Below are 22445 nucleotides of genomic sequence, written 5' to 3'. Positions count from 1 at the left end.
GATGACGGTCGTCGATGGGATCGCGGGGGTGCCCGCGGCGGCGGTCGCCGAGCCCGCCTCGACCGCCGAGGTGGCCGAGGTCGTGCGCGGCGCCGCCGCCGACGGGCTCGCGCTCGTGGTGCGCGGGGCCGGCACGCGGCAGGACTGGGCACTGCCGCCGCAGCGGCTCGACCTGATCGTGGCGATGCGCGGGATCTGCGGGCTCGTCGAGCACGCGGCCGGCGACCTCGTGGCGATCGTGCGCGCGGGAACGCCGCTGCGCGAGCTGCAGGAGGCGCTGCGCCCTTCCGGGCAGCAGCTGGCCCTGGACGAGCCGCTGCCGGGCGCGACGGTCGGCGGCACCGTCGCGGTAAACGCGTCCGGGCCGCGCCGCATGCTCTACGGCACCGTCCGCGACCTGCTCATCGGGGTCACCGTGGTGCGCGCCGACGGGGTCGTGGCCCGGGCCGGGGGCAAGGTCGTCAAGAACGTCGCCGGGTACGACCTCGGCAAGCTCGTCGCCGGCTCGTACGGCACCCTCGGCGTCATCACCGAGTGCGCCTTCCGCCTGCACCCGCTGCCGGCCGCGGCCCGCTACGTCTCGGCCCGCGCGGACGGCCCCGACGACGCCGGCCGGGCGGTGGCCTCCGTGCTCGCCGCGCAGGTGGTGCCGAGCGCGCTGGAGGTCGACATGACCGCCGGGGACGGGCCGCTCACGGTGACCGCGCTGGTCGAGGGGGTGCCGGCGGGCGTCGAGCGGCGCGCCGCCGACCTGGAGAAGCTCCTCGGCGACGACACCGAGCAGGGCGAGTCGCCGCCGCCGTCCTGGGGCGCCTACCCGTGGGCGACCGGCGACGTCGGGATCAAGCTCACCTGCGCGCTGTCCCGGGTGCCGTACCTGCTCACCGCGGCCGGCGTCACCGCGCGCCTGCACGACGTGCCGCTGCGCGTGCGCGGCTCGGCCGGCACCGGCGTGCTCTACGCGGGCCTGCCCGGCCGTACCGACCCCGGCGTCGTGGCCGGGGTGATAAGCGACCTGCGCGCGGCCACCCGGGCCGGGGCCGGGCACTGCGTGGTGCTGACCGCCCCGCCGCCGGTACGCGCGCGGGTCGACGTCTGGGGCCACGTCGACGGCCTCGACCTCATGCGCCGGGTCAAGGAGCAGTTCGACCCCGCGGGCACGCTCGCGCCCGGCCGCTTCGTCGGAGGCATCTGATGGCGGACCGGCGCGAGCTCATCGACGACTGCGTGCACTGCGGGTTCTGCCTGCCGACGTGCCCGACGTACGTGCTGTGGGGCGAGGAGATGGACTCGCCGCGCGGGCGGATCCAGCTGATGCTGCAGCAGAGCGAGGGCGAGCCGCTGACGCCCGCGATGGCCGGCCACTTCGACGCGTGCCTCGGCTGCATGGCGTGCGTGACCGCGTGCCCGTCCGGCGTGCGCTACGACGAGCTGATCACCGAGACCCGGGCGATGGTCGAGCAGGTGCGCCCGCCCGCCGGCCGGGCCCTGCGCGCGGCCGTGTTCGCGCTGTTCCCCTACCGCCGCCGGCTCGCTCTGGCGAAGGCGCCGCTGCGGGGGTACCGCATGATCGGCACCCCCTTCCGCGACCGCCTCCCGGCCACCCTGCGCACGCTGCTCGACCTGGCCCCGCCGGGCGTCCGCACCGCCCGGCTCCCGGCCGTCGTCCCCGCGCTCGGGCGCCGCCGCGCCCGCGTCGGCATGCTCACCGGCTGCGTCCAGCAGGCGTTCTTCCCCGGCGTCAACGCCGCCACGGCCCGGGTGCTGGCCGCGGAGGGCTGCGAGGTCGTCATTCCGCCCGAGCAGGGCTGCTGCGGCGCGCTGAGCCGGCACAGCGGCCGGGCCCAGGAGGCGGATCGCTTCGCCGCGGGCCTCGAGCGCGCGTTCGCCGGCGTCGACGCGCTGGTCGTGAACGCGGCCGGGTGCGGCTCGGCGCTGAAGGAGTCCGGGCCGCTGGCCGCGCGGACCCGGGACCTGTCGGAGTTCCTGGTCGAGCTGGGCCCGGTCGCGCCCCGGCTCCCGGTGCCGGTGACCGCGGCGTACCACGACGCCTGCCACCTGGGCCACGCGCAGGGCGTGCGGGCCCAGCCGCGGGCGCTGCTGCGGGCCATCCCGGGCCTGGAGCTGCGCGAGATCGCGGACGCCGAGATCTGCTGCGGCTCGGCCGGGATCTGGAATGTGCTGAACCCGGGGCCGGCCGCGGAGCTGGGCGACCGCAAGGCGAGCGACGTGCTCGCGACGGGCGCGTCGCTGCTGGTCACCGCGAACCCGGGCTGCCTGATGCAGATTGCGGCGGCGGTACAGCGGGCCGGCACCACCATCCGCCTGGCCCACACGGCCGAGGTCCTCGACGCCTCAATCCGCGGCGTCCGCCCCTGAGCGCAGGGCGTTCATCCGCGCCTGGATCTGCAGCCAGGCCGGGTCCTGCTCGCCCGCCTCCAGCACTGTCTCCAGGTCCCCCGGCCCCCACGTGCGCTCGCCGTCGGTCAGCTCGAACTCCTCCTCGAGCTCGGCGTCCTCGGGCACGTCCTCGGTGGACGCCAGGAACGCGCGCACGGTCTCCGGGCCCGCGGCCGGCGGGGCCTGCGTGGCCGGGAGGAGTACCAGCTCGCCGCCGGCCCCGGCGACGACGATCTCCCCGGTGGCCGTGGCCGCGAGCGCGGTCACCGGCCCGGTGCAGCGGGAGTCGAGGCCGGACGGGGTGCCGACGAACAGGTCGGGCGCGAAGGCGACGTTGTGCCGCGACCAGCCCTCGTCCCACCGGCCCAGCACGGTCTGCAGCACGCGGCGCAGGGACGGGAACTCGTACACGTAAAGCGTGTGCGCGTAGGCGTTGCCGCGCACGGCGAAGTACCGCCCGTCCGGGCTGAACAGCGGCGCCGTGTACCCGTCGACCTCGATGATCAGGGCCCGGCGCAGCAGGCGCACCCGCGCCCCGTCGGTGCGCCCGAAGACGACGAGGGTCGCGCCCTGGTCGCTGCGCAGCGTCGCGAAGAGCCCGCCCGCGGGGTGCACGACGACGCCGGTGTCCCAGTCCGGGCCGTCGCCCCGGGTGCCGTCGCCGAGGTCGATGACGTCGGCGAGGTCGTGGCCCTCGCCCTTGGCCGCCGAGGGCCGCGCCAGCAGCGTCCGCCCGCCGGGGCCGAGCCCGATCGCGCGGTAGGGGTGCTCCAGCACCGGCTCGATCCCGCCGCCGGGGCTCCAGGACCTGACGCCGGCGTCGGTGGCCACGAGCAGCCGCGGCTCCTCCGGGTGCCAGACCGGCGAGCGGGCGCCCTCCCCGAGGGTCGCGAGCTCACGCAGCTCGCCGTCCCAGACGTGTACCGCCGGCCCTTCCGGCTCCACGCCCGCGATGAGGGGCAGCCGGGGGTGACACAGAAGTTGCTCGATGACCACGACGGGACGGTATCGGATCGAGGACTGACCCGGGCCGCCGAGGGCCCGCGGTGCGTGAGCGCGGGCATGGAGACGAACCTGGTGGACTGCCCCGAGTGCGGGCTGCCCGCGACCCGCCGCGAGGGCGGGCGCCTGCCGAGCACGGACGGTCCGGTCGAGCACGTACACGTGCGGTGCGTGATCGGGCACCGCTTCTTCGGCCCGTCGGACATCCTGCTGCACCGCCGCCGGCCCCGATGACACGGCAACGCCGGGGCCCCCGGCGCGGCGGGCCCCGGCGGATGGCCGATCAGTTCGGGCGCAGCGGGCGGCCCTGGCCGTCGACGGGGCGACCGGCGAGCATCATGATGCCGTCGATGATGAACCACAGCCACAGGCCGCCGGTGATCACCCACGGGACCAGGAACAGGAAGAACCCGCAGATGAAGGCGACCCAGCCGACGACGAAGCTCAGCACGAGCTGGGTGACGCCGAGCGCGATGTTGCCCGCGTAGAGCCGGCCGATGCCGCCGACCGCGAAGATCAGGCCCGGCAGCAGCTGGAGCAGGCCCGCGACGAGCTTGCTCTTGTCGGAGTAGGGCTGGCCGGTCAGCGGGTCGTAGGCCTGCACGGCGACCGGGTAGCCCGCGGGCTGGCCGTACGCGGGCTGCGCGTAGGCGGCCTGGCCGTACGGGTCGTAGGCGCCGCCCGAGGCCGGGGCGCCCGAGACCGGCGGCAGCTGGTAGGCGGTGCCGTAGGGCTGGCCCGAGGCCGGCACGCCCGACGCCGGCGGCGCGGACATGGGCGGCGGGAGGGCGGGCTGGGCGTACGGGTCGGGCTGGCCGTAGGGCACCGGCTGCTGCCCGTACGGCACGGGCTGCTGCCCGTACGGCTGGGGCTGCTGGCCGTACGGTGACGGCTGTCCGTACGGATCCGGCTGCCCATACGGATTGGGACTTCCATACGGTGGCTGCGTCATGAAGTGCAGGCTACAACGAGGCCGCGACACTTATCGCCCCCGGACCGGCTGTGACGCGGTCGACAGTTCGCACGACTTCCGGCGTGCACCCGCCGGGCAAAAGACAAGGCGGGTCGCTCACGACTCCCGCTGCGGCACCGCGATCAACATGGCCACCAGGATCGCGGCGCACATCGCGAACACGGCGAGCCCGGCCGTCACGGGCACGTACCACCGGGGCGCGAGCGCGGCGACGTCCGCCCCGATCTCCATCGAGCCGGCGCCGGCGCCGGCGATCCGGGGCGCGAGGATCGTGCCGCCGCCGAACACGGCCGGGGCGAGCCCGGCGACGAGCAGCGCGCACGTGATCCAGGCGGGGCCGCGCCGGCCGAAGCGCAGCCGGTCGGCCGCATAGAGGCAGCACCCGGCCGCGGCCACGGCGAGCCCGACCCCGACGAGCACGGCGGTGTGCCCGCGGGTGGCGCCGCCGTCGCCGTAGGCCAGCTCGTACGCCGCCGCGATGCTCCCCCACGCCACGACGCCGGCCAGTCCCCCGAAGAGCGCCGCGAACCCGGCCGCGAGCAGCAGGACGCGCGCCGCCTTCCGTGAGGCCTCCACGGTCGCATCTTCGCAGAGGCCCCACGCCGGCCGTCAATGCGCGGCGGCCATGCGCCCCCGGCCGGAGCCCTGGTGCACCAGCTGGTACGCGGCCACGAGCAGCAGCACGCCGCTCACGATCGCGTACACCCCGATCGCCCACGCGATGGCGAGCGCCCCCGCGGACGGGCGGACCATGATGAACAGGCCGGCCACGATCGCCAGGGCGCCGATGAGGGCCAGCGGCCAGCCGCCGTGCTGGCGGGTCGCGAGCCAGAGGTCGGCCAGGCCCGTGAACACCGCCCAGATGCCGACCAGGATCGCGAGCGCCACGGCGGTGACCCCGGGCCAGGCGATCGCCATGACGCCGATGACCAGCCCGACGAACCCGGCCACGCCGCGGGCCACCCGCGGGCCGGTGCCGTCGGCGAACCCGGTGATCGGGTTCGACGGCCCGGGCGCCGGGCGGATCGCGTGCACGAGCTGCTCGATGCCGGTGACGACGGCGAAGATGCCGAACAGCAGCGCCAGCGCGATCACCGTCACGCCGGGCCAGATCACCGCGAGGATGCCGAACAGGACGGCGAGTACGCCGCGGATGCCCAGCAGCCAGGCTTCCCGTTTGAGCATGTGATCCCTTCCCTTCTAACCATGGCGAGGGTCGAACGGCGACTCGCGGGCCAGCGAGTCGAACAGGGCGCGCTCGCCGGGGGTGAGCCGTTCCGGCACGACGATGCGCAGTTCCGCGAAGAGGTCCCCGGCCGCGCCGCGGGGGTTGGGCAGCCCGTGCCCGGGCAGGCGCACGCGCCGCCCCGACGACGACCCGGACGGCACGTCCAGCCGCACGTCGCCGCCGGGCAGGCCCACCGGCACCGCGGCGCCGAGCGCCGCCTCCCACGGGCTGATGGGCACCGCGACCCGGACGTCGCGGCCGGCGACCTTGAGGCGGGGATGGGGCGCCAGGTGTACCTCGAGCAGCAGATCGCCCGCGACCCCGCCGCGGACGCCGGGCTCGCCGCGGCCGGGCAGCCGCAGCCGCTCGCCGTCGGCCACCCCGGCCGGGACGTGCACGTCGTACTGCCGCGGCCGCCCGGCCGGCCCGTCGACGGTCACCCGCCGCCGCCCGCCGATGTAGGCGACGTCGACGCCGACGGTGACCTCGGCCCGCAGGTCGGCCCCGCGGGCGTTGCGGAACAGCCCGCCCGAGAGGTCGGCGGGCCGCCGCGCCCGGCTGAGGAGCGCGCGGTACGCGACGCTGATCTCCTTGAACCGCTCCTCCGCGCCCGGCTCGGTGCTGACGTCGGGGTGGTGGCGGCGGGCCAGGCGCCGATACGCGCGCTGGATCTCCTCCCGCCCCGCGCCCCGGGGCACGCCGAGCACCTCGTACGGATCGCGGACCGCGGCGGCCATGGCGGCCGTCCCCGCGCCCCGGCCGCGCCTCAGGCCGTCGCGCTCCGGCCGACCTGCCCGGTACTGCCCACGCCTCCGGTCCCGGTACTCGTCTTGCCGGCGATCCCGGTCGGCTGGCCGCCGGTGCCGGGCCGCGCCTGGCCCTCCTTCATCTGCTTCGCGTGCGCCGCGGGCGTGTCCGGCGCGTCGGGCCGCATGGCCGGCCCCGTGTCCCGTCCGCCCTGGATCGCGATCCGGCGGGCATGCTGCTCGCGCAGCTTGGGCGCGACGATCGTGAGCACCCCGCCGTCGAGGTCGGCCTCGACCGCGTCGGCGTCCACGTCGCCGGGCAGGGACAGCAGGTACTCGAACTCGCCCGTCCGCCGCGCGTGGTGCCGCAGCGTTCCGGTCCGCTCGCGCTCCTTGAACGAGCCGTAGACGCGCAGCTCGCTGTCGCGCAGCTCGATCTCGACGTCGCCGGGGTCCACGCCCGGCAGGTCCAGCTCGATCCGGAACGCCGCGCTCGTCTCCTCGATGTCGACGGGCGCGCCGCTCGTGACGGGCAGGCCCAGCGCCGGATACATGGCCAGCGACCGGCGGGGACGGGTGACCAGCAGTGTCATGGTGACGCCTCCAAGAAACGGGGCTGCCTGTACCCCGCCATGCTGGGCGAGCCGCGGGTGACCCGGTGCCACCCGAGCGGGATGAGCGGCCCAGCACCGAGCCCGTCCCGCCCGAGTGATGGCCGCTCACCTCCGGCCCGGGCAGCGTTTCTCGCATGTACGAAGACGTTTTCATCGCGGAGGTACGCGACAAGACCGGCATCACCGACCCCGAGCGTGCGCGCCGGGCCCTGCGCGGCGTGCTGCACGCCCTGGCGACGAGGCTCCCGGACGGCTGGGTGCACCACCTCGCCGCGGAGCTCCCACCGACTCTGGCCGAACCCCTATGGTCCTACCAGCACCTGTACGACCAGGAGGTACACCTGGACTTCCTGTCCGACGTAGCCGCGCGCGCCGCGGTGCCGCCGGCCGACGCGGAAAGGCTGGCCCGAGCGGTCTTCGCCACCGTGGCGAGCGCGTGCGACCCGGCCCTCCTGCGCCGCGTGTACCAGCCTTTGACGAGCGACGTGCTGGCCCTGACCGAGGCCGACTCCTCGCTCCTGCCGGTCTGATCCCCGCACGTTCCCCGAAAAGTCGGGCGCGGCAGCGCCCGACATCTCGGGAACGGGCTATCGCGACGTGTGCCTGATCCTCCAGAGGGCCAGCGCCGACACCAGGGCGGTCAGGAGCAGGTACAGGGCCGTCTCCAGCAACTGGAAGGTCCAGAAGCGCCCGTTGGGCTGGTAGGCGATGTCCAGGTGCAGGTCGTGCGCGGCCAGGCACGGGGACGAGTCGCCGAAGGTGCCCGTCGCGCCCGTCTTCGGGGCCTGCATCAGGCAGTCGTCGAATACGCCCGCGTCCAGGGGGCGGCCGTCCGCGGTCAGCAGCTCGCTCACCGATGTCACCCAGGCCCCGGGGACCTCGATGCCCTTCAGCACCGGCGCACTGCCCAGCGTGCCCAGGCCGTGGGCGGCGTCGATCGCCTCCGCGGTCATCGGGCGGGTCTCGTGGCGGGCCGGCATCAGGTGGGGGCGGACCGCGTTGGGCACGGCGAAGAGCGTGACCAGGACCAGCAGGCCGGAGACCGCCATGGCCGGCAGGGTGCGGCGCATCAGCAGGCCCGTCACGGCGCCGACTGCGGTGGCGAAGGCGGCCTGGCCGATCGGGGACAGCGCCCGGGCGCCGAAGTTGACGGTGCCGAAGCGGTCGCCGGCGATCGTGTCGACCGGGGCGGCGGCCCAGCTCAGCAGGGCGCTCGCGGCGGCCGCGACGAGCATCGCGGCGAGCACCACCGTGGCCAGGCGCACGGCCAGCCAGCGGCGCCGGGTGACGCTCTGGTTCCAGGCCAGGCGGTGGGTGCCCGCCTCCAGCTCGCGGGCGATGAGCGGGGCGCCCCAGAACATGCCGATCAGCACCGGGACCAGGCCGAGCACGCCGGCCAGCAGGAGCAGCCGGGTGCGGTAGTCGCCGACCAGGCGGGCCAGCGCGGCGGCGCAGTCCCCGGTGGCCCGGCACTGCGCCAGGTACCCGTCGTGCGCGTCGCGGATGTCGAGGCCGGTGACGACCAGGTACGCCGCGAGCGCCCCCAGCACCAGCGCGCCCACGAGCGCCTGCAGGCGGAACTGCCGCCAGCTCATCCAGATCATGCCGACGCTCCCCGCAGCGAGGTGAGGACCAGGTCCTCCAGCGACGAGCCGTGCGCGGCCCGCAGCTCGGACACGTCGCCGGCCAGCTGGACGCGGCCGCCGGCCAGCACGATCAGGTAGTCGCAGACGCGCTCGACGTCGGCCAGCAGGTGGGAGCTGAGGATCGCGCTCGCGCCGAGCTCGGCCACCGAATCCAGCAGGCTGCGCAGGAAGGCGTCGCGGGCCAGCGGGTCCAGTGCGGCCGCCGGCTCGTCGAGGATGAGCAGCTCGGGTCGCTTGGCCGCGGCCAGGGTCAGGGCCAGCTGGGCCCGCTGGCCGCCCGAGAGCCGGCCCGCCTTCTGGGTCAGCGGCAGGCCGGTCCGCCCGATCCGGTCGCGCGCCAGGGGGTCGTCCCAGCGCGGATTCATCCGGGCCCCCATGCGCAGGTGGTCGGCGACGGTCAGCCCGCCGTACACCGGGGCGTCCTGCGCCACGAACCCGACCCGCGCCAGGTGCGCCGCGTCGGCCGCGGGGCGGGCGCCGAGCACCGTCAGCGTCCCCGCGCTCGGCTCGATGAGCCCGCACGCCAGCTGCAGCAGGGTCGACTTGCCCGCGCCGTTGGGGCCGACGAGCCCGATGATCCGCCGCGCCGGGACGTCGAGGTCGACGCCGCTCAGCGCGGACCGGCGCCCGTAGCGCTTGGTCAGCGCGGACGCCCGCAGCACCGCATGTGATTTCGTCATGCGTCGAATCCTCGGCGCCGGCCGGACGCCGGCCATCGTGCCGAAGCAGGGGCGCGACCGTACTTTTGACCGGTTCGCCGGGGCCGCGCCGCTCCTACAACTGAGGCATGAAACTCATCGACCTTGCCCTCGCCGCGGTGTGCGCGGCCGCCCTGGGCGTCACCGCGTTCATGCTCGCCGGCAGCTGGGGCGGCACGTCCTGGCTCCTCGACGTCCTCGCCGGGGTCGCCGTCGTGGTGCTCGTGGTGCTGCGCTCGCCGTGGTCCATCGCGGTCGCGCTGGCCGCCGTCGCCGTCGCCCGCGTCGCCGATCAGCCGCAGGAGCCGGGGCCGGCGGCCGCGCTCGCGCTCGCGTTCCTCGTCGCCTGGGCCGTGCCCCGCGGCGCCTGGTGGGTTCCGGCCGGCGGGCTGGCCGTCGTCGCCGCCACGTGGGCCTCGGCGCTGCCGGACGAGCACGGGTTCACCCCGGTGACCGTCATCGACGCGGCCCTCTGGGGCCTCGGGCTCGGGGCGGGGCTGGTGGCGCGGTTCAGCGGTACCAGCGGCGGAGGCGGCGCAGCGTCTCGGCGCCGCCCAGCTCCGGCGGCGGGGGCGGCAGCTGGCGCAGGAGCAGATCCCGCTCGGTGACGAACGACGGCGCCGGTTCGGTCAGCGGGACCGGGGACAGCCAGAACCGCTCGATCTCCACGTCGGGCTCGGCGAGGCCGGCCAGCGCTCCGGCGGTACCGATGGGGGATGGAAGCTCGGCGGCGACCGGTTCGAGGTCGTCCGGCTCGGCCGGACCGCCGGCGCGCAGGGTGCGCAGCGCGGCCAGGAGGGCGTCGCGGGACCGGCCGCGCCAGAGCAGGATGTCGAACGGGTCGGCGTCGAAGCGCTCGGCCAGCAGGTAGCAGGTGGCGGCCAGGTGCTTGCACGGCACCGCATTGTCCGGGCAGCTGCAGCGCATGGTCAGGTCGGCCAGGCGGGCCGGGAACAGCGGCGCGCCCGCGGCCAGGAACACGTCCTCGACGTGCGGCGGCAGCTCGCCGGCGAGCAGCTTGGCGGCGCCGAGCGCCTCGCCGGCCAGGGCCTGCTCGACGCCGGCCCACACGGAGTCGCCGAACGCGGCGAGGCCGATGCTCACGTCGTACGGCCGGGGCCGCGAGCCCTGCACGCTCGCGGTCACCGTGCCGGGCGCCACGTCGAGGCGCAGCACCTGCCCGGCGCGGGCGTAGTTGCGGCCCCGGGTCAGGCGGGTGCCGAGCGCGAAGGACTCCAGCACCGCCAGGAAGCGCTTGGACCACCAGCTCGCGCCGATGGCGCCGCGCGTGCTGCGGGCCCGGATGCCGCCCTCGACGCGGACGGTCCGGGAACCCCAGTACTCCGGCGTCGTCACCCCTGCAGGCGCTCCAGGCCCGGGACGACCCGGCGCGGGGTGAACTCCACGACGGTGTACTCGGCCAGGCCCTTCTGCCGGAACGGGTCCAGCGCGAGGCGGGCCTCCAGCTCCGGCCGCTCCAGCCCGGTGGCCAGGATCACGCCGCCCTCGCGGGGCGTCATGGCGCCCGAGGCGACGAACACGCCGTCGTCGTACTGCCCGTCGACCCACTCGGTGTGGGCCTGGAGGGCGGCGTCGATCTGGTCGAGCCCGGCCGTGTACCGCAGCGTGATGACGAACATTCCCGCGAGCCTACCCGGTTTGAGGTCCATGGTTCTCAGGCGGCGCCCACGGCGTCGTCTTTGAACGCCGCCACGACGCGAGCCATCGGCTCCAGGCAGTCGGGGTGCGGGAGGCGCACCATGACCTCGCCGACCCCGGCCTCGGCCAGCTCGCGAAACCGCCCGATGTGGTCGTCGACCGTGCCCGCGTGCACCGCGGCGGCGTACGCCTCGCGGGGCCGCCGCCCGCGCCCGGCCTCGACGAGCGCCTCGACGCCGCGGTCGTCGGCGGCGACGAGGGCCGTGGTGAGGTGCGTGAGCGCGGTCTCCGGGTTGTACCCGCGCAGCACCTCCGCCTTGCGCCGCACGGTCGCGAGGTCGCCCATGACGTTCGCCGCGTCGGCGTACTTCGCGGCGAGCCGCAGCGTGTGCCGCTCGCCGTTGCCGCCGACGACGATCGGGATCCGCTCCTGCTTCGGCCGCGGGTAGCACATCGCCTCGGGGACGGTGAGCACCCGGCCCTCGAAGCGCGGGCTGCCCTTGCCCCACAGCAGCGGCAGGAGCTGCAGCGCGTCCTCCAGCAGCGCGTAGCGCGTGCGCACGTCGGGGAAGTCCCAGCCGTAGGCGGCGTGCTCCTCCTGGAACCAGGCGAGCCCGAGCCCGCAGACGGCCCGCCCGCCCGACAGGACGTCGAGGGTGGCGGCGATCTTGCCGAGGTGGGCGACGTTGCGGTACGTCACCCCGCTCACGAGCGTGCCGAGCCGGACGGTCTCGGTGCACGCGGCGAGGTACGCCAGCGTCGTCCAGCTCTCCAGGAAGTCGTCCCAGGCGCGGCCGATCTGCGGGATCTGGCGGAAGTGGTCCATGACGTATATCGCGTCGAACCCGGCGGCCTCGGCGGCCCGCGCGGTCTCGCGCACGTCGACGCCCTTGAACTCGCCGAGGTGCAGCCCGAACCGGAGCCGCGCGGGCTCGTCGGCCTGGCGCCGGGCCGCCGGCTCCGCCCCGAGAAACGCGTCCGGCACGGTTCTGGCCGGAGCTTCCAGGTGTACCGCCGAAAAGCCTTCGTCCTTGAGCAGTTCCCGCGTCCGGGCCCAGTCGCGCAGCTGCCGCGTGAGGGCCTCGGCCGGGATGCGCTTGTGCGTGCGGGCCCGGTTGCGCGCCCGGCACTCGGCCGCCGGCGTGTCGAACGCGATCGCGACGCAGGGCATGTCGTGCTCGCGCGCGAGGGCGATCCAGCGCCGCCGCCGCTCGGCGTCGAGCCCGAGGGTGTCCACGACGGTGGTGAGCCGCCGCCGGACCCGCCGCTCGACCACGAGCTCGAGGATCTCGAACGCGTCGGCGCTGGCCGCGAGGTCGTCCTCGCCGGCCCCGGCCAGCGCCCGGAGCGCATCGGACGACACGATGCGCTCCGGGCGGAAGTGCGCGGCGGCCCAGGTCGACTTCCCGGCCGCCCCGGGCCCGGCGAGGACGACGAGGCACGGCTCCGGCAGCGTCAGCACCCCTACAGCATGAAGGGTGCCGCCTGCGGTGACGTCTCAGCGGTACGCCGTGTGGTGCGCAGGGCCAGCCCGGCAAGCACCAACGCGAGGGCGGCGCCGTAGCCGAGGCGCTGCGCGGTCGACGTCGCCAGGCCCAGGTCGCCCGCGAACTGGGGCAGGTACGCGGCCGCGGCGACCGCGAGCCACTCGGCCGGCGCGCCGTACGCGACGAGCATCACGAGCAGCAGCGCGTACCACGGGTAGGCGGGGGCGGCCACGAGCAGCGTCGCCGCGACCATCGCGGCCGCGGCCCGCCACGGGCGGTCCGGGTCGGCGCGGCGCCACACCAGCACCGCGGTCGTGGCGAGGATCAGGGCCGCGGCCGGGGCGGTGAACGCGCGGGGCAGCACGAGGCCGAGCAGCGCGAAGCGGGCGCCGTCGGCGTAGCCCTCCTCGTGCAGGTAGCCGGGCAGGTAGCCCAGCACCTTCGGGCCGGCCGCGAGCACGTGCGGCAGGTAGACGGCCGCGACCGCGCCCGCGGCCGCGGCGAGCACGGCCACCGGGCGGCGGCGCAGCAGGGCCGGGGCGAGCAGCGCCGGGGTGAGCTTGGTGGCGATCGCCAGGCCCAGCACCGCGCCGCCCGGGCCCGCCCGGCCGCGGGCGGCGAGCAGGAGCGCGAGGGCGGCCAGGAACACCGCGGCCGCGTCGGCGTGCGCGTTGTTCCCGGCCTCCAGGGCCACGAGCGGGCACCAGGACCACAGCACCGCGCGGCGCGGGTCGCGGCCGAGGGAGCGCAGCGCGAACCACAGCAGCGCGCCCGTCGCGGCGGCGAAGGCGGCCATCGCCAGCTGGAAGGCGCCGACCCGGCCCGGGAGCGCGGCGAAGAGCGCCTCCGCCACCGGCGGGTAGATGGTCGGGACGGCGGGGCGGTTGATCAGCGTGCAGCCGTCCGGGACGCACCACGGCGCGCCCGGGGGCCACAGGGTGTCGTCGCGGAACGGGCGGAGCTCGGGGGCGGCGGGCGGGTACCGGTACGGGTCGATGCCCGCGCGCTGGACGCGGCCGTCCCAGACGTAGCGGTACACGTCGTCGCTGCTGTTCGGCGGGTGCGCGGCCGCGGCCAGGGGCAGCAGCACGCCGCCGAGCAGCACCAGGACGAGCGCGGCCCGGCGGCCGGTGCGGGCGACGAGCCAGGCGCCGGCGGCGAACGGGAGCCAGGCGAGGAGGTACCAGCGCCCCGGCAGCAGCAGCGCGCCGAGCAGCAGCGCCAGCGCGGCCGCCGCAGCGACGGTGCGCCTCACCGCTTCCGCCAGCGCCACCGCGACCGCCGCAGCGCCCAGCCGGCGGCGACGAGCGCGGTCACGGCGAGCAGGATCAGCAGGCCGCGGCCGTACCGCTGGGGAAAGGCCGACGGGTTGTCGGCGATGCGCCCGGCGCCGATGACGAACGGGAGCGCGACAACGGTCAGGGCCGCCCCGACCGCGAGCGCGGCCTGGACCGGGCGCCGCGCCGGCTCGGGCACGAACCGCGTGGTCAGGACGCCCGCGAGCACCACCAGCGGTACCACCACGAAGTCGTGCGCGACGAGCGCGACGGCGGCGAAGACGAGCCGGCCCAGCAGCTCGGGGCCCGGGGCGTCGAGCCAGCCGTAGACCCCGTAGCCGAGCAGGGCCAGGCCGGCCAGCGCGAGGAGGACTCTCATGCCGTCACCTTCGCGACCCACTTGGTCTGCAGCACGCCGGGCCGGTTCGGGGCGATGAGCCGGCAGGGGTACCCGTGGTCGAGGTGCAGCGGCTCCCCGCCGACGCGCAGGGCGAGCAGGGTCAGCGGGTCGCGGGCCTGGCCGGGCTCGAGCACCGAGGCGCGGTACGGCCCGTCCGCCTGCAGCGACTCGACCGTCACCGGCCGGTCCGTCTCCGCCGCGCCGACGAGCCGCAGCAGGTCGGCCACGCGCACCCCGGACCAGGCGGCGCCCGCGCTCCAGCCCTCGACGCACGCGATCGGCAGCTCGGCCCCAGTCTGCGGCAGGGCGAGCAGGTCGGCGAGGCTGAGCGCGTGGCGGCCGGCCGGGCCGGTGACGAGCAGGCGGTACGCCTCGTCGACCCGCACGATCCCGGCCGCGGCGGCGGTCTTGTTCACCGGCACGCCCTGCGGCCCGACGCCGGGCAGGCGCGGCGCGAGCAGCGACACCCGGCGCAGCGGGGCCACGGTCTGCCCGGCGGTGGCGAGGGTGACGGCCCCGGCCGCGGTGCCGGTGAGCGCGAGCACGCCCCGGCGGGTCCAGCCCCCGGTCCCGGGCGCCGGGCGGGGCTCGGCCGCGAGGCCGCGGATGAGCGGGAGCTTCGCCGCCAGGTGCAGCAGCAGTGCCCCGGCGAGGATCCAGGCCGTCCAGTAGTGCGCGCCGATAAAACCGAAGGGCATCAGTTTGTACCAGTACGCAATGTTCAGCACCCCGGTCACGAGCTCGAAGACGGCCGCGGCCGACAGGAGGCCGACCGCCGCGCGCTCGAGGGCGTGCCCGAGGCCGCGCACCGGCGGCCAGGCGAAGAGCTTCGGGAAGACCGACCAGATCTTGGCGGTCAGCAGGGGCACCGAGGCCAGTCCGCTCGCCACGTGCAGGCCCTGGGTGATGCGGTACAGCTGCACCGGCCGCGACGGCCAGTGCAACCAGCCCGGCGGGTGCTGGATGTAGTGGCTCAGCACGCCGGTGACGAGGCACGTCGTGAACGCGACGGCCAGCCAGAGGCCGAGGTTCGCGGTGAGCCGGACGCTCCTCACCGGCCCGGCGTCGTTCACTTTCCCAGCTGGGAGAACCATCGACCGGCCTCCGTCCAGGTGTCGATGTGGTGCAGCGCGGCGGCCGCGGCCATGGCGGCGAGGTCGTCGGCGGCGACGAACGCCCACGCGAACGGGACGCTGGTGCGGCCGCGATGCTCGTCGGCCAGCGCCACCGGGCCGCTCCAGCTGCCGGCGCCGGGCGGGTCGACCTCCACGAGCACCGTCCCGCCGGGGGCCACGAGCCGGCGGCAGCGGCGCAGCAGGCGGGCCGGGTCGCCGCCGATGCCGATGTTGCCGTCGGCGAGCAGGGCGCCGGGCCAGCCGCCCTCGCCCGGCAGCGGGTGGAACAGGTCCTGGCGCAGCACGGGGGCGCCGTGGCGGCGGGCGTACCGCACCGCCTGCGGGCTCACGTCCACGCCCAGCACCCGCCGGCCGCTCGCCGCGAGGGCGCCGGTGAGCCGGCCCGGCCCGCAGCCGAGGTCGACGGTCCCGTCCGGGCAGCGGTCCAGGATTGCGCCGTCGCCCGGCCGCGACCCGCGGTGCCACGCGTGCGGGTCGAGCGCCCGCACGGCCGCCCCGTCGGGCCCGACGAGGCGCAGCGCGGCCGGCTCGCCGCGCTCGGCCCGGCGCAGCGCGGCCCCGAACACCGCGACGGGCGCGGTCACCGCTGTCCGTCCACGGTGGACAGGACCCGGGCGAACCGGGTCGCGGGGGCGGCCGCGGCGGCCGCGCGGGCGTCGGGGGCGGTGTCCACGTCGCGCAGGGTCGCGGCGGTCGAGACGGCCAGCCCGCGCTCGCACAGCGCGGCCCGGGTGAGCGCGCCGGTGTCCGCAGTGGACATCGGCACGTCCGCCAGCACCGCGGCCGCGGCCGGGTCGCGCAGGCCCAGCAGCCACCAGCCGCCGTCCTCGGCCGGCCCGAGCACCGCGTCGGCCGTCGCCAGCCGCGCGGTGGCGTCGACCAGGTGCCCGACGCTCAGCTGGGGCGTGTCCATGCCGACCAGCAGGGTGGCGACGCGCGGGCGGGCGGTGTCGGCGTACGCGGCCGCGAGCCGCTCCCCGAGCCCGGCCCCGCGCTGCGGTACCCGGCCCCACCCGCGCGGCGCGGCCAGGGCCCCGTCGACGACCAGGGTGCGGGCCACGGCCGGGGTCGCCGCGAGCACGTCGGCGGTGTCGGCGATCGCGGCGGCGGCCAGCGACGCGGCCTGCTCGGCCGTCCACGGTGGACAGAGCCGCGTCTTCACCCGCCCCGGCACCGGGGTCTTTGCCAGCAGCAGCACCTGGACCCTCATGACGCCAGCACCCGCGACATGTCGCGGACCGCGCGCAGGGTGCCGCGGACGCTGCCGGTCACCTTCGAGCGGCCGCCTTCGGCCCGGGGCGCGTAGTCCACGTCGACCTCGGCGATCCGCCAGCCCGCGGCCCCGGCCCGCACCATCATCTCCAGCGGGTAGCCGAAGCGGCGGTCGGTCAGGCCGAGCGCGAGCAGGGCCTCGCGGCGGGCGGCGCGCATCGGGCCGAGGTCGTGCACCGGGATGCCGGCGGTGCGCCGCAGCCGCCACGCCACCAGCGCGTTGCCCGCGCGGCCGTGCACCGGCCAGGCCCCGCGGGCGGTGGGCCGGCGGCGGCCGAGCACCAGGTCGCGCTCGCCGGCCGCGACGGGGCCGGCGACCCGCGGGAGCTGGCGCGGGTCGAAGGAGCCGTCGGCGTCCATGAAGCACACCACGTCGGCGGTCGCGGCGCAGAGCCCGGCGTGGGCGGCGGCGCCGAAGCCGCGCGGGGCGGCGGCCACCACCGTCGCGCCGTGGGCCGCGGCGATCTCCGGCGAGCCGTCGGTGGAGCCGTTGTCGGCCACGATCGCGCGGAAGCCGGCCGGCAGCCGCGACAGCACCCACGGCAGCGCGGCCGCCTCATTGAGACAGGGCAGTACGACATCGGTCACCTCTCGGACGCTAGCGATGATCATCGTCACAAGGTCTTACGAGCCGCTGACGGACTATTACGAACCACGAACGCGGCCCCACCCCGGCGCCCGGCCGCGCCTAGCGTCAGGGGATGCGCATCCTCGTCACCGGCGGCGCCGGGTTCATCGGCACCCACGTCGCCGCCGCCCTGCGGACCGCCGGCCACGACGTCACCGTGCTCGACGTGCTGCACCCCAAGGCCCACCGCACGGAGCCGGTCGTCGAAGGCCCGTTCCTGCGCGCCGACGTGCGCGACGCGGCCGCGGTCGGCGCCGCGCTGGCCGGCGTCGACGTCGTGGTGCACCAGGCCGCGATCGTGGGCATGGGCGTGGACCTGGCGGACCTGCCGGAGTACGCCGGGTGCAACGACCTCGGCACCGCGGTGCTGCTGGCCGGCATGGCCCGGACCGGCGTGGGGCGGCTGGTGCTGGCGAGCTCGATGGTGGTCTACGGCGAGGGCGCGTACGCCTGCCCGCGGCACGGCCCGGCCGAGCCCGCCGCGCGCACGGCGGAGGACCTGGCCGCCGGGCGGTTCGAGGCGCGCTGCGCGGACTGCGGCGCGGAGCTGGAGCCGGGCGAGGTCGGCGAGGACGCACCGGTGCGGCCGCGCAGCGTGTACGCGGCGACGAAGGCGGCCCAGGAGCACCTCGCCGCGGCGTGGGCGTCGGCGGCCGGCGGGTCCGTGGTGGCGCTGCGGTACCACAACGTCTACGGCCCCGGCATGCCCCGTGACACGCCCTACAGCGGCGTGGCGGCGATCTTCCGCTCGGCACTGGAGGCCGGCCGGGCGCCGCGCGTGTTCGAGGACGGCGGGCAGCGCCGCGACTTCGTGCACGTGGCCGACGTCGCCGCGGCGAACCTCGCGGCCGTTGACGCGACGGGGCGGGCGGGCTTCCGGGCGTACAACGTCGCCTCGGGGCGGCCCACGACGGTCGGCGCGCTGGCCGCGGCCCTGGCCACCGCCATGGACGGCCCGGCCCCGGTCGTGACCGGCGACTTCCGCGCCGGCGACGTGCGGCACGTCGTCGCCTCGCCCGCCCGGGCGCGGCGCGAGCTGGGGTTCAGCGCCGGCGTCGGGCTCGCCGAGGGCCTGCGCGAGTTCGCCACGGCGGCGCTGCGCGCCTGAAACCCCGGTGGCGGGACCATTATTCCGAGTCGTTACACACGGCGACGCGACGGCCGGCCGCGCTCTAGCGTGAGGCCATGAGGATCGTGTTGACCGGGGGAACCGGGTACATCGGGTCGGCCGTGGTGCGGGAGCTCGTCGCGGCCGGGCACGCCGTCACCGCGCTGGTGCGCAGCGACGAGGCGGCCGCGAAGGCGCGCAAGGGCGGGGCCGAGGCGGCGGTCGGCGACCTGTTCGACGCGGGCTGGACCGCGGCCCGGTTCGCCGAGGCCGACGCGGCCGTGCACATCGCGGCCACGGGCGGCCCCGACACCGTCGAGTTCGACAAGGCGATCATCGCCGCGGCGGTGCAGGCCGGGAAGCCGTACGTGCACACCAGCGGCATCTGGCTCTGGGGCGACAACGCGGACATCACCGAGGAGTCCCCGCTCGCGCCGCCGGCCCTGACCGCGTGGCGCGTGCCGGTGGAGCAGTCGGTGCTCGACTCGGGCCTCGCGGCCACGATCGTGGCGCCCGGCATCGTCTACGGCCACGGCGGCGGCATCCCGGCGGGTGTACTCGCACCCGCGCGCGACGAACAGGGCCGCGTCAAGCTCATCGGCGACGGCTCGCAGCACTGGACGAGCGTGCACGTGGACGACGTCGCGGTCGTGTACCGCCTCGTCCTCGAGCACGGCTCCGGCCTCGGCCGCGTGGTCGTCGCCTCGGGCGTGAACCCGACCGTGCGCGAGCTGGCCGAGGCCGCCGCGGGCGGGGCGGGCGTCGCCCCGGAGTCCGTGGAGGACACCCGTGCGCGCCTGGGCGAGGGGTTCGCCGACGCGCTGCTGCTCGACCAGCAGGCGACGGGCGCGAAGGCGCGGGGCCTGGGCTGGACGCCGAGCGGCCCCTCCCTCGTGCAGGAGCTGCGCGGCTAGACCGGGTCGGCGTACCTCGGGTACCGCACGCTGACGGTGGTGTTGTCGAGGCTCGTCACCTCCACGATCGCGGTGCTGAACCTGGTGCGGCCGCGCCGGGTCAGCTCCACGTCGGAGGCCGCGCGTAGGTGTCCGTGGGCTTCCCGTCGACGGCTTTCGCGCAGATCGACAGGGACGTGGTTCACCGCAGCACCGGCCCGAGGATCGCCGCCGCGGTCACCAGCATCGCCACGCCGAGCACGAGCACGACGGCGAAGGCGGCGGTCCCCAGCGTCGGCAGGCCTTCGCGCCCGGGCCCGCCCCAGGTGGACGGGCACGGCCGGCTTGGCCGCCCCGGCACAGAGCAGCGTGCCGGGGAGCACAGCACCGACCGGCCCCGCGACATCCCCCGTGGTCACGGCCTCAGAGACCAGCACGCAGAAACGATTGTCAATGCGTCAGGGTCGTTGCCCTGCGGATCTCCCGATATGTCGGGCGCTGCCGCGCCGCGACATATCCGATTTATCGCCCGGCGGGAGATATCTGCAAGAGGTCCGATTCCGGGAGCGGGCAGTCCGGGCAAGTGCAGTCGGTCAAGCTGTCGCACTCGGCGGCGATCACCCGGGCCAGGGTCTCGCGCACCTGGGTCAGGTCGGCGATCCGGCGGTCGATCTCGGCGAGCTTGCCCGCCGCGCGGTCCTGCAGCCCGCCCGAGCGGCGCCGCCGGGACCCCGGCAGCAGGGCCGCGACCTCGTCGAGCGTGAAGCCGAGCCGCTGCGCGGCCTTGATCGCGGCGAGCAGCGCCACCGTGTCCGGCGGGTACAGCCGGTGCCCGCCCGGGCTGCGCCGCGGCTCGGCGAGCAGGCCGCGGCGCTCGTAGTACCGCAGCGTCTGGATGTTGACACCGGCCCGCCCGGCGAGCTCGCCGGTGCGCAGGCCCACAGGCGGGTGCGTCATCCTCCGACGGTAAACCCGTACCCGAGGACCGGATGCAACCGGCGCGCTGGGGCTACCATTGCGCGTCGGCGACGGTACCGAATGGGGAGTGACGGCACCAGTGAACGCGTGGGACCAGGTCGAGGCGCTGCGGTTTCCCGGGCGGGAGTTCGACTCCGCGACCGGGGTGGCGCGCTTCCACTATGCGCTCGGTGACCTCGTCCTGACCGAGACGATCGACTTCGGGCCCCCGGCCGTCGAGCCCGAGGCCCTCGGCCGCGTGCTCGACCTGCTCTACGTGGCCGCGTCGACCTCCTACTACAAGATCGCCGCGCCGCGCCGGGTCGAGCTCGGGGACCTCGCCCTCGCCGAGGGCGCGCTGCCCTGGGTGCGCGCGTTGTACCACGACGGCCTGGGCGAGTTCGCGTACCGCAACAAGCTCGAGTACGTGCTCGACCTCCCGATCGACGCCCCGTCCACGGCGCCCGCGCCCGGCTGGGAGCACGTGCCGTCCGGCCCGCCGCTCGCCGCCGTCGGCGGGGGCAAGGACTCGATCGTGTCGATGGAGGCGCTGCACCTGGCCGGCCTCGACCCGGTGCTGTTCTCGGTGAACCCGAACGCGATCATCAAGAGCGTCATGGCGGTCTCGCCGCAGCCGGTGCGCACGGTGCAGCGCCGGCTCGACCCGCGCATGCGGGAGCTGAACGAGTCCGGGGCGTACAACGGCCACATCCCGGTGACCGCGATCAACTCGCTGATCGCCGTCGCCGCGTCGCTCATGCACGGCCTCGGCCCGGTCGTGATGTCCAACGAGAGCTCGGCCTCGGTCCCGAACCTGAGCTGGCTCGGCCGCGACATCAACCACCAGTGGTCCAAGGGCCTGCCCGCCGAGCGGCACCTCCGCGACGCCCTGCTCGCCCACGCCGGCCTGCGCGACGCGTACTTCTCCCTGCTGCGCGGCCTCTCGGAGCTGCACATCGCCGGCCTCTTCGCCAAGTTCACCGCCTACGACGAGGTGGTGACGAGCTGCAACGCGGCGTTCAAGCTGCGCGACGCGAGCGACCGCTGGTGCGGGCACTGCCCGAAGTGCCGCTTCGTCTTCCTGGCCCTCGCCCCGTTCACCGGCCGCGAGCGCCTGGTCCACATCTTCGGCGCCAACGTGTTCACGGACATGTCGCAGCTGGAGGGGTACCGCGAGCTGATGGGCCTCACCGCGCACAAGCCGTTCGAATGTGTCGGCGAGATCGAGGAGTCGCTGGTCGCCCTGCGGCTGCTGACCGAGCACCCCGACTGGCACGACGCGCCGATCGTGGCCGCCCTCACCGCGGAGCTGCCGTCGCTGCCCTCCGATGCCGAGGTCGAGGCGGCCTTCAAGGGCGACGCCCCGAACGTGGTACCGCCGCGCTACCTCGAGGCGCTCAACGCCCTGGGCTCGCCGCGCTGACGCACTACCCGCCGATCTGCTTGTGGATCGCGGCGATGATGCGCGGGATCTCGCGGCGCTCGAGCTGGGTGTAGCTGTCCCCGTACGGCGCGTCGCGGATCACCGTCGCCAGCCCGTCGGTCACCTTGCAGCGCGCGACGGCCCGCGCGACCATCGCGACCGGGTACCCACCGGCGGGCCGCGCGAGCAGCCCCGTCGTCCACTCGCGGGTCTCGGGGATCTCCTGCATCTCGGTCCACTCGAAGCGGCCGATCACCCACAGCGCCCCGACCTCGATCTCGTCGATCTCCTCCCGGGCCCGGCCCAGCCGCTGCTTGACGAAGCGCGAGTGCCGCTCGACCACGGGCAGCGGCGCGATCCCGGCCGCGTAGAGGTCCATGGCCGCCTGCCCGGACGTGACCCAGGTGCGCTCGGTCGCCGCGCGCGCGTCGGACCGGGCATCGCCGCCGCCGGCCACGCGGGTGCGGCGCTCCAGGCACTGGATGCACAGCGCCGCGTACCCCTCGCCGGTGACCTCGTTGTGCGCCTGGTGCGACATGCAGAAGGCGCGGCCGCACTCCCGGCACCGGCCGATCGCTAGCACGGCGCATCGATCGATCGCACACTCGGCCGCCATGGGCCGACCATATCGCGGTGCGTTGATCGACGACATGTCGGGCGCTCGGCGGGTTCCAGCGGTCCTTGCACCACGGTGGCTCTCTCGTCGACGACGAGGAGGCGTTCGATCGCGGACCGGATTGTTCTTGCCCATGATCAGGTCGCCTTCCCAGTGGCCGGGGGGACGGCCCGGTCATCACCATCGGCGGCGCGGACCGCGGCTGACGCTGCCCCGGGATGCGGCGGGGCCGGCGGGTCGTGTCGTGACATGTCGGATTTATACCCCGCCGGGTCTTTTACT

Annotated in this window: 28 protein-coding genes and 1 pseudogene; 8 read left to right on the top strand and 21 right to left on the bottom strand. The window is 75.9% G+C overall.

The genetic code is table 11. The features are described from left to right. The first annotated feature begins 1 nt into the window (after position 1). Both ACPPVO_RS12060 and ACPPVO_RS12055 read left to right on the top strand, forming a co-directional pair. Positions 2-1195: an FAD-binding oxidoreductase gene (locus tag ACPPVO_RS12060; RefSeq protein ID WP_426511283.1), complete on the top strand. Its 1194-nt coding sequence runs from the start codon at positions 2-4 to the stop codon at positions 1193-1195. After that, a complete protein-coding gene (locus ACPPVO_RS12055) occupies positions 1195-2379 on the top strand; it encodes a (Fe-S)-binding protein (RefSeq protein WP_426511282.1) in 1185 nt (394 codons plus the stop codon). Before ACPPVO_RS12060 ends, ACPPVO_RS12055 begins: the two co-directional genes overlap by 1 nt. Here ACPPVO_RS12055 and ACPPVO_RS12050 read toward each other — a convergent pair. Further along, entirely contained in the window at positions 2356-3396 is a 1041-nt protein-coding gene (locus tag ACPPVO_RS12050) for a hypothetical protein (protein ID WP_426511281.1), read from the bottom strand. The genes ACPPVO_RS12055 and ACPPVO_RS12050 overlap by 24 nt on opposite strands. Positions 3397-3462: 66 nt before the next feature. Here ACPPVO_RS12050 and ACPPVO_RS12045 point away from each other — a divergent pair, with 66 nt between their 5' ends. Beyond that, positions 3463-3636: a hypothetical protein gene (locus ACPPVO_RS12045; RefSeq protein WP_426511280.1), complete on the top strand. Its 174-nt coding sequence runs from the start codon at positions 3463-3465 to the stop codon at positions 3634-3636. 49 nt (positions 3637-3685) lie between these two features. Here the strand turns inward: ACPPVO_RS12045 and ACPPVO_RS12040 are convergent, their stop codons facing one another. From ACPPVO_RS12040 to ACPPVO_RS12020, 5 genes are all read right to left on the bottom strand, one after another. Continuing rightward, a complete protein-coding gene (locus ACPPVO_RS12040; protein WP_426511279.1) occupies positions 3686-4354 on the bottom strand; it encodes a hypothetical protein in 669 nt (222 codons plus the stop codon). Between the two features lie 117 nt (positions 4355-4471). Continuing rightward, the gene (locus ACPPVO_RS12035; protein WP_426511278.1) at positions 4472-4951 is read right to left on the bottom strand and encodes a hypothetical protein; all 480 of its coding nucleotides are present in this window, start codon (positions 4949-4951) and stop codon (positions 4472-4474) included. Between the two features lie 33 nt (positions 4952-4984). After that, complete coding sequence (locus tag ACPPVO_RS12030) at positions 4985-5560, bottom strand: HdeD family acid-resistance protein (protein WP_426511277.1); 576 nt, start codon at positions 5558-5560, stop codon at positions 4985-4987. Between the two features lie 15 nt (positions 5561-5575). Then, positions 5576-6340, bottom strand: coding sequence for a DnaJ C-terminal domain-containing protein (locus tag ACPPVO_RS12025; protein WP_426511276.1), 765 nt, complete (start codon positions 6338-6340; stop codon positions 5576-5578). Positions 6341-6369: 29 nt separating this feature from the next. Then, positions 6370-6942, bottom strand: coding sequence for an Hsp20/alpha crystallin family protein (locus ACPPVO_RS12020; protein ID WP_426511275.1), 573 nt, complete (start codon positions 6940-6942; stop codon positions 6370-6372). 155 nt (positions 6943-7097) lie between these two features. Here ACPPVO_RS12020 and ACPPVO_RS12015 point away from each other — a divergent pair, with 155 nt between their 5' ends. Further along, positions 7098-7493, top strand: coding sequence for a DUF2267 domain-containing protein (locus ACPPVO_RS12015; RefSeq protein ID WP_360384221.1), 396 nt, complete (start codon positions 7098-7100; stop codon positions 7491-7493). Between the two features lie 57 nt (positions 7494-7550). Here ACPPVO_RS12015 and ACPPVO_RS12010 read toward each other — a convergent pair whose 3' ends face one another. Next, on the bottom strand, positions 7551-8567 hold the full coding sequence (locus ACPPVO_RS12010; RefSeq protein ID WP_426511274.1) for an ABC transporter permease subunit: 1017 nt from the start codon (positions 8565-8567) through the stop codon (positions 7551-7553). 50 nt (positions 8568-8617) lie between these two features. Next, positions 8618-9289, bottom strand: a pseudogene (locus ACPPVO_RS12005) (ABC transporter ATP-binding protein); the annotation flags it as partial. A gap of 107 nt (positions 9290-9396) precedes the next feature. Here ACPPVO_RS12005 and ACPPVO_RS12000 point away from each other — a divergent pair. After that, positions 9397-9915 carry a hypothetical protein gene (locus tag ACPPVO_RS12000; RefSeq protein ID WP_426511273.1) on the top strand — a complete coding sequence of 173 codons (519 nt, stop codon included), beginning with the start codon at positions 9397-9399 and terminating at the stop codon, positions 9913-9915. On the opposite strand, the gene ACPPVO_RS11995 is transcribed toward ACPPVO_RS12000, so the two are convergent. The 9 genes from ACPPVO_RS11995 to ACPPVO_RS11955 are packed head-to-tail and all read right to left on the bottom strand — an operon-like array spanning position 9818 to position 17150. Further along, positions 9818-10663, bottom strand: a complete 846-nt coding sequence (locus ACPPVO_RS11995) for an SWIM zinc finger family protein (protein ID WP_426511272.1) — start codon at positions 10661-10663, stop codon at positions 9818-9820. The two genes, ACPPVO_RS12000 and ACPPVO_RS11995, sit on opposite strands and share 98 nt — an antisense overlap. Then, entirely contained in the window at positions 10660-10947 is a 288-nt protein-coding gene (locus tag ACPPVO_RS11990; RefSeq protein WP_426511270.1) for a YciI family protein, read from the bottom strand. Before ACPPVO_RS11990 ends, ACPPVO_RS11995 begins: the two co-directional genes overlap by 4 nt. A 35-nt stretch (positions 10948-10982) precedes the next feature. Then, a complete protein-coding gene (locus tag ACPPVO_RS11985) occupies positions 10983-12428 on the bottom strand; it encodes an LLM class flavin-dependent oxidoreductase (protein WP_426511269.1) in 1446 nt (481 codons plus the stop codon). Positions 12429-12430: 2 nt separating this feature from the next. Beyond that, positions 12431-13708, bottom strand: a complete 1278-nt coding sequence (locus tag ACPPVO_RS11980; protein WP_426511268.1) for a glycosyltransferase 87 family protein — start codon at positions 13706-13708, stop codon at positions 12431-12433. Next, positions 13705-14109, bottom strand: coding sequence for a hypothetical protein (locus ACPPVO_RS11975; RefSeq protein WP_426511267.1), 405 nt, complete (start codon positions 14107-14109; stop codon positions 13705-13707). Before ACPPVO_RS11975 ends, ACPPVO_RS11980 begins: the two co-directional genes overlap by 4 nt. Beyond that, entirely contained in the window at positions 14106-15185 is a 1080-nt protein-coding gene (locus ACPPVO_RS11970; protein ID WP_426511266.1) for a molybdopterin-dependent oxidoreductase, read from the bottom strand. The genes ACPPVO_RS11975 and ACPPVO_RS11970 overlap by 4 nt, the downstream gene beginning before the upstream one ends. A gap of 14 nt (positions 15186-15199) precedes the next feature. Beyond that, a complete protein-coding gene (locus ACPPVO_RS11965; RefSeq protein WP_426511265.1) occupies positions 15200-15850 on the bottom strand; it encodes a methyltransferase domain-containing protein in 651 nt (216 codons plus the stop codon). Next, entirely contained in the window at positions 15847-16476 is a 630-nt protein-coding gene (locus tag ACPPVO_RS11960; RefSeq protein WP_426511264.1) for a TIGR04282 family arsenosugar biosynthesis glycosyltransferase, read from the bottom strand. Before ACPPVO_RS11960 ends, ACPPVO_RS11965 begins: the two co-directional genes overlap by 4 nt. After that, positions 16473-17150 carry a glycosyltransferase family 2 protein gene (locus tag ACPPVO_RS11955; RefSeq protein WP_426511263.1) on the bottom strand — a complete coding sequence of 226 codons (678 nt, stop codon included), beginning with the start codon at positions 17148-17150 and terminating at the stop codon, positions 16473-16475. Before ACPPVO_RS11955 ends, ACPPVO_RS11960 begins: the two co-directional genes overlap by 4 nt. A gap of 89 nt (positions 17151-17239) precedes the next feature. Between ACPPVO_RS11955 and ACPPVO_RS11950 the strand changes: the two genes are divergently transcribed. Then, on the top strand, positions 17240-18274 hold the full coding sequence (locus ACPPVO_RS11950; protein ID WP_426511262.1) for an NAD-dependent epimerase/dehydratase family protein: 1035 nt from the start codon (positions 17240-17242) through the stop codon (positions 18272-18274). Positions 18275-18351: 77 nt separating this feature from the next. Beyond that, a complete protein-coding gene (locus ACPPVO_RS11945) occupies positions 18352-19188 on the top strand; it encodes an NAD-dependent epimerase/dehydratase family protein (RefSeq protein WP_426511261.1) in 837 nt (278 codons plus the stop codon). Here the strand turns inward: ACPPVO_RS11945 and ACPPVO_RS11940 are convergent. The 3 genes from ACPPVO_RS11940 to ACPPVO_RS11930 all read right to left on the bottom strand — a co-directional run bounded on the left by ACPPVO_RS11940 (position 19185) and on the right by ACPPVO_RS11930 (position 20124). Next, the gene (locus ACPPVO_RS11940; RefSeq protein ID WP_426511260.1) at positions 19185-19373 is read right to left on the bottom strand and encodes a hypothetical protein; all 189 of its coding nucleotides are present in this window, start codon (positions 19371-19373) and stop codon (positions 19185-19187) included. The genes ACPPVO_RS11945 and ACPPVO_RS11940 overlap by 4 nt on opposite strands. Continuing rightward, positions 19370-19528, bottom strand: a complete 159-nt coding sequence (locus tag ACPPVO_RS11935) for a hypothetical protein (protein WP_426511259.1) — start codon at positions 19526-19528, stop codon at positions 19370-19372. The genes ACPPVO_RS11940 and ACPPVO_RS11935 overlap by 4 nt, the downstream gene beginning before the upstream one ends. Before the next feature lie 161 nt (positions 19529-19689). Continuing rightward, a complete protein-coding gene (locus ACPPVO_RS11930; RefSeq protein WP_426511258.1) occupies positions 19690-20124 on the bottom strand; it encodes a MerR family transcriptional regulator in 435 nt (144 codons plus the stop codon). An 88-nt stretch (positions 20125-20212) separates the two neighbouring features. On the opposite strand from ACPPVO_RS11930, the gene ACPPVO_RS11925 reads away from it, so the two are divergent. Next, the gene (locus ACPPVO_RS11925) at positions 20213-21547 is read left to right on the top strand and encodes a hypothetical protein (protein WP_426511257.1); all 1335 of its coding nucleotides are present in this window, start codon (positions 20213-20215) and stop codon (positions 21545-21547) included. A 4-nt stretch (positions 21548-21551) separates the two neighbouring features. Here the strand turns inward: ACPPVO_RS11925 and ACPPVO_RS11920 are convergent, their stop codons facing one another. Next, positions 21552-22163 (bottom strand): hypothetical protein, encoded by a 612-nt coding sequence (locus ACPPVO_RS11920; protein WP_426511256.1) that lies wholly within the window; start codon positions 22161-22163, stop codon positions 21552-21554. Positions 22164-22445: the final 282 nt, after the last annotated feature.

The organism is Dactylosporangium sp. McL0621 (assembly GCF_049995355.1).
In the GTDB taxonomy this organism is placed as follows: Bacteria; Actinomycetota; Actinomycetes; order Mycobacteriales; family Micromonosporaceae; genus Dactylosporangium.
Note: the sequence above shows the minus strand (reverse complement) of the source record. Positions and strands in the feature narration are given on the sequence as shown.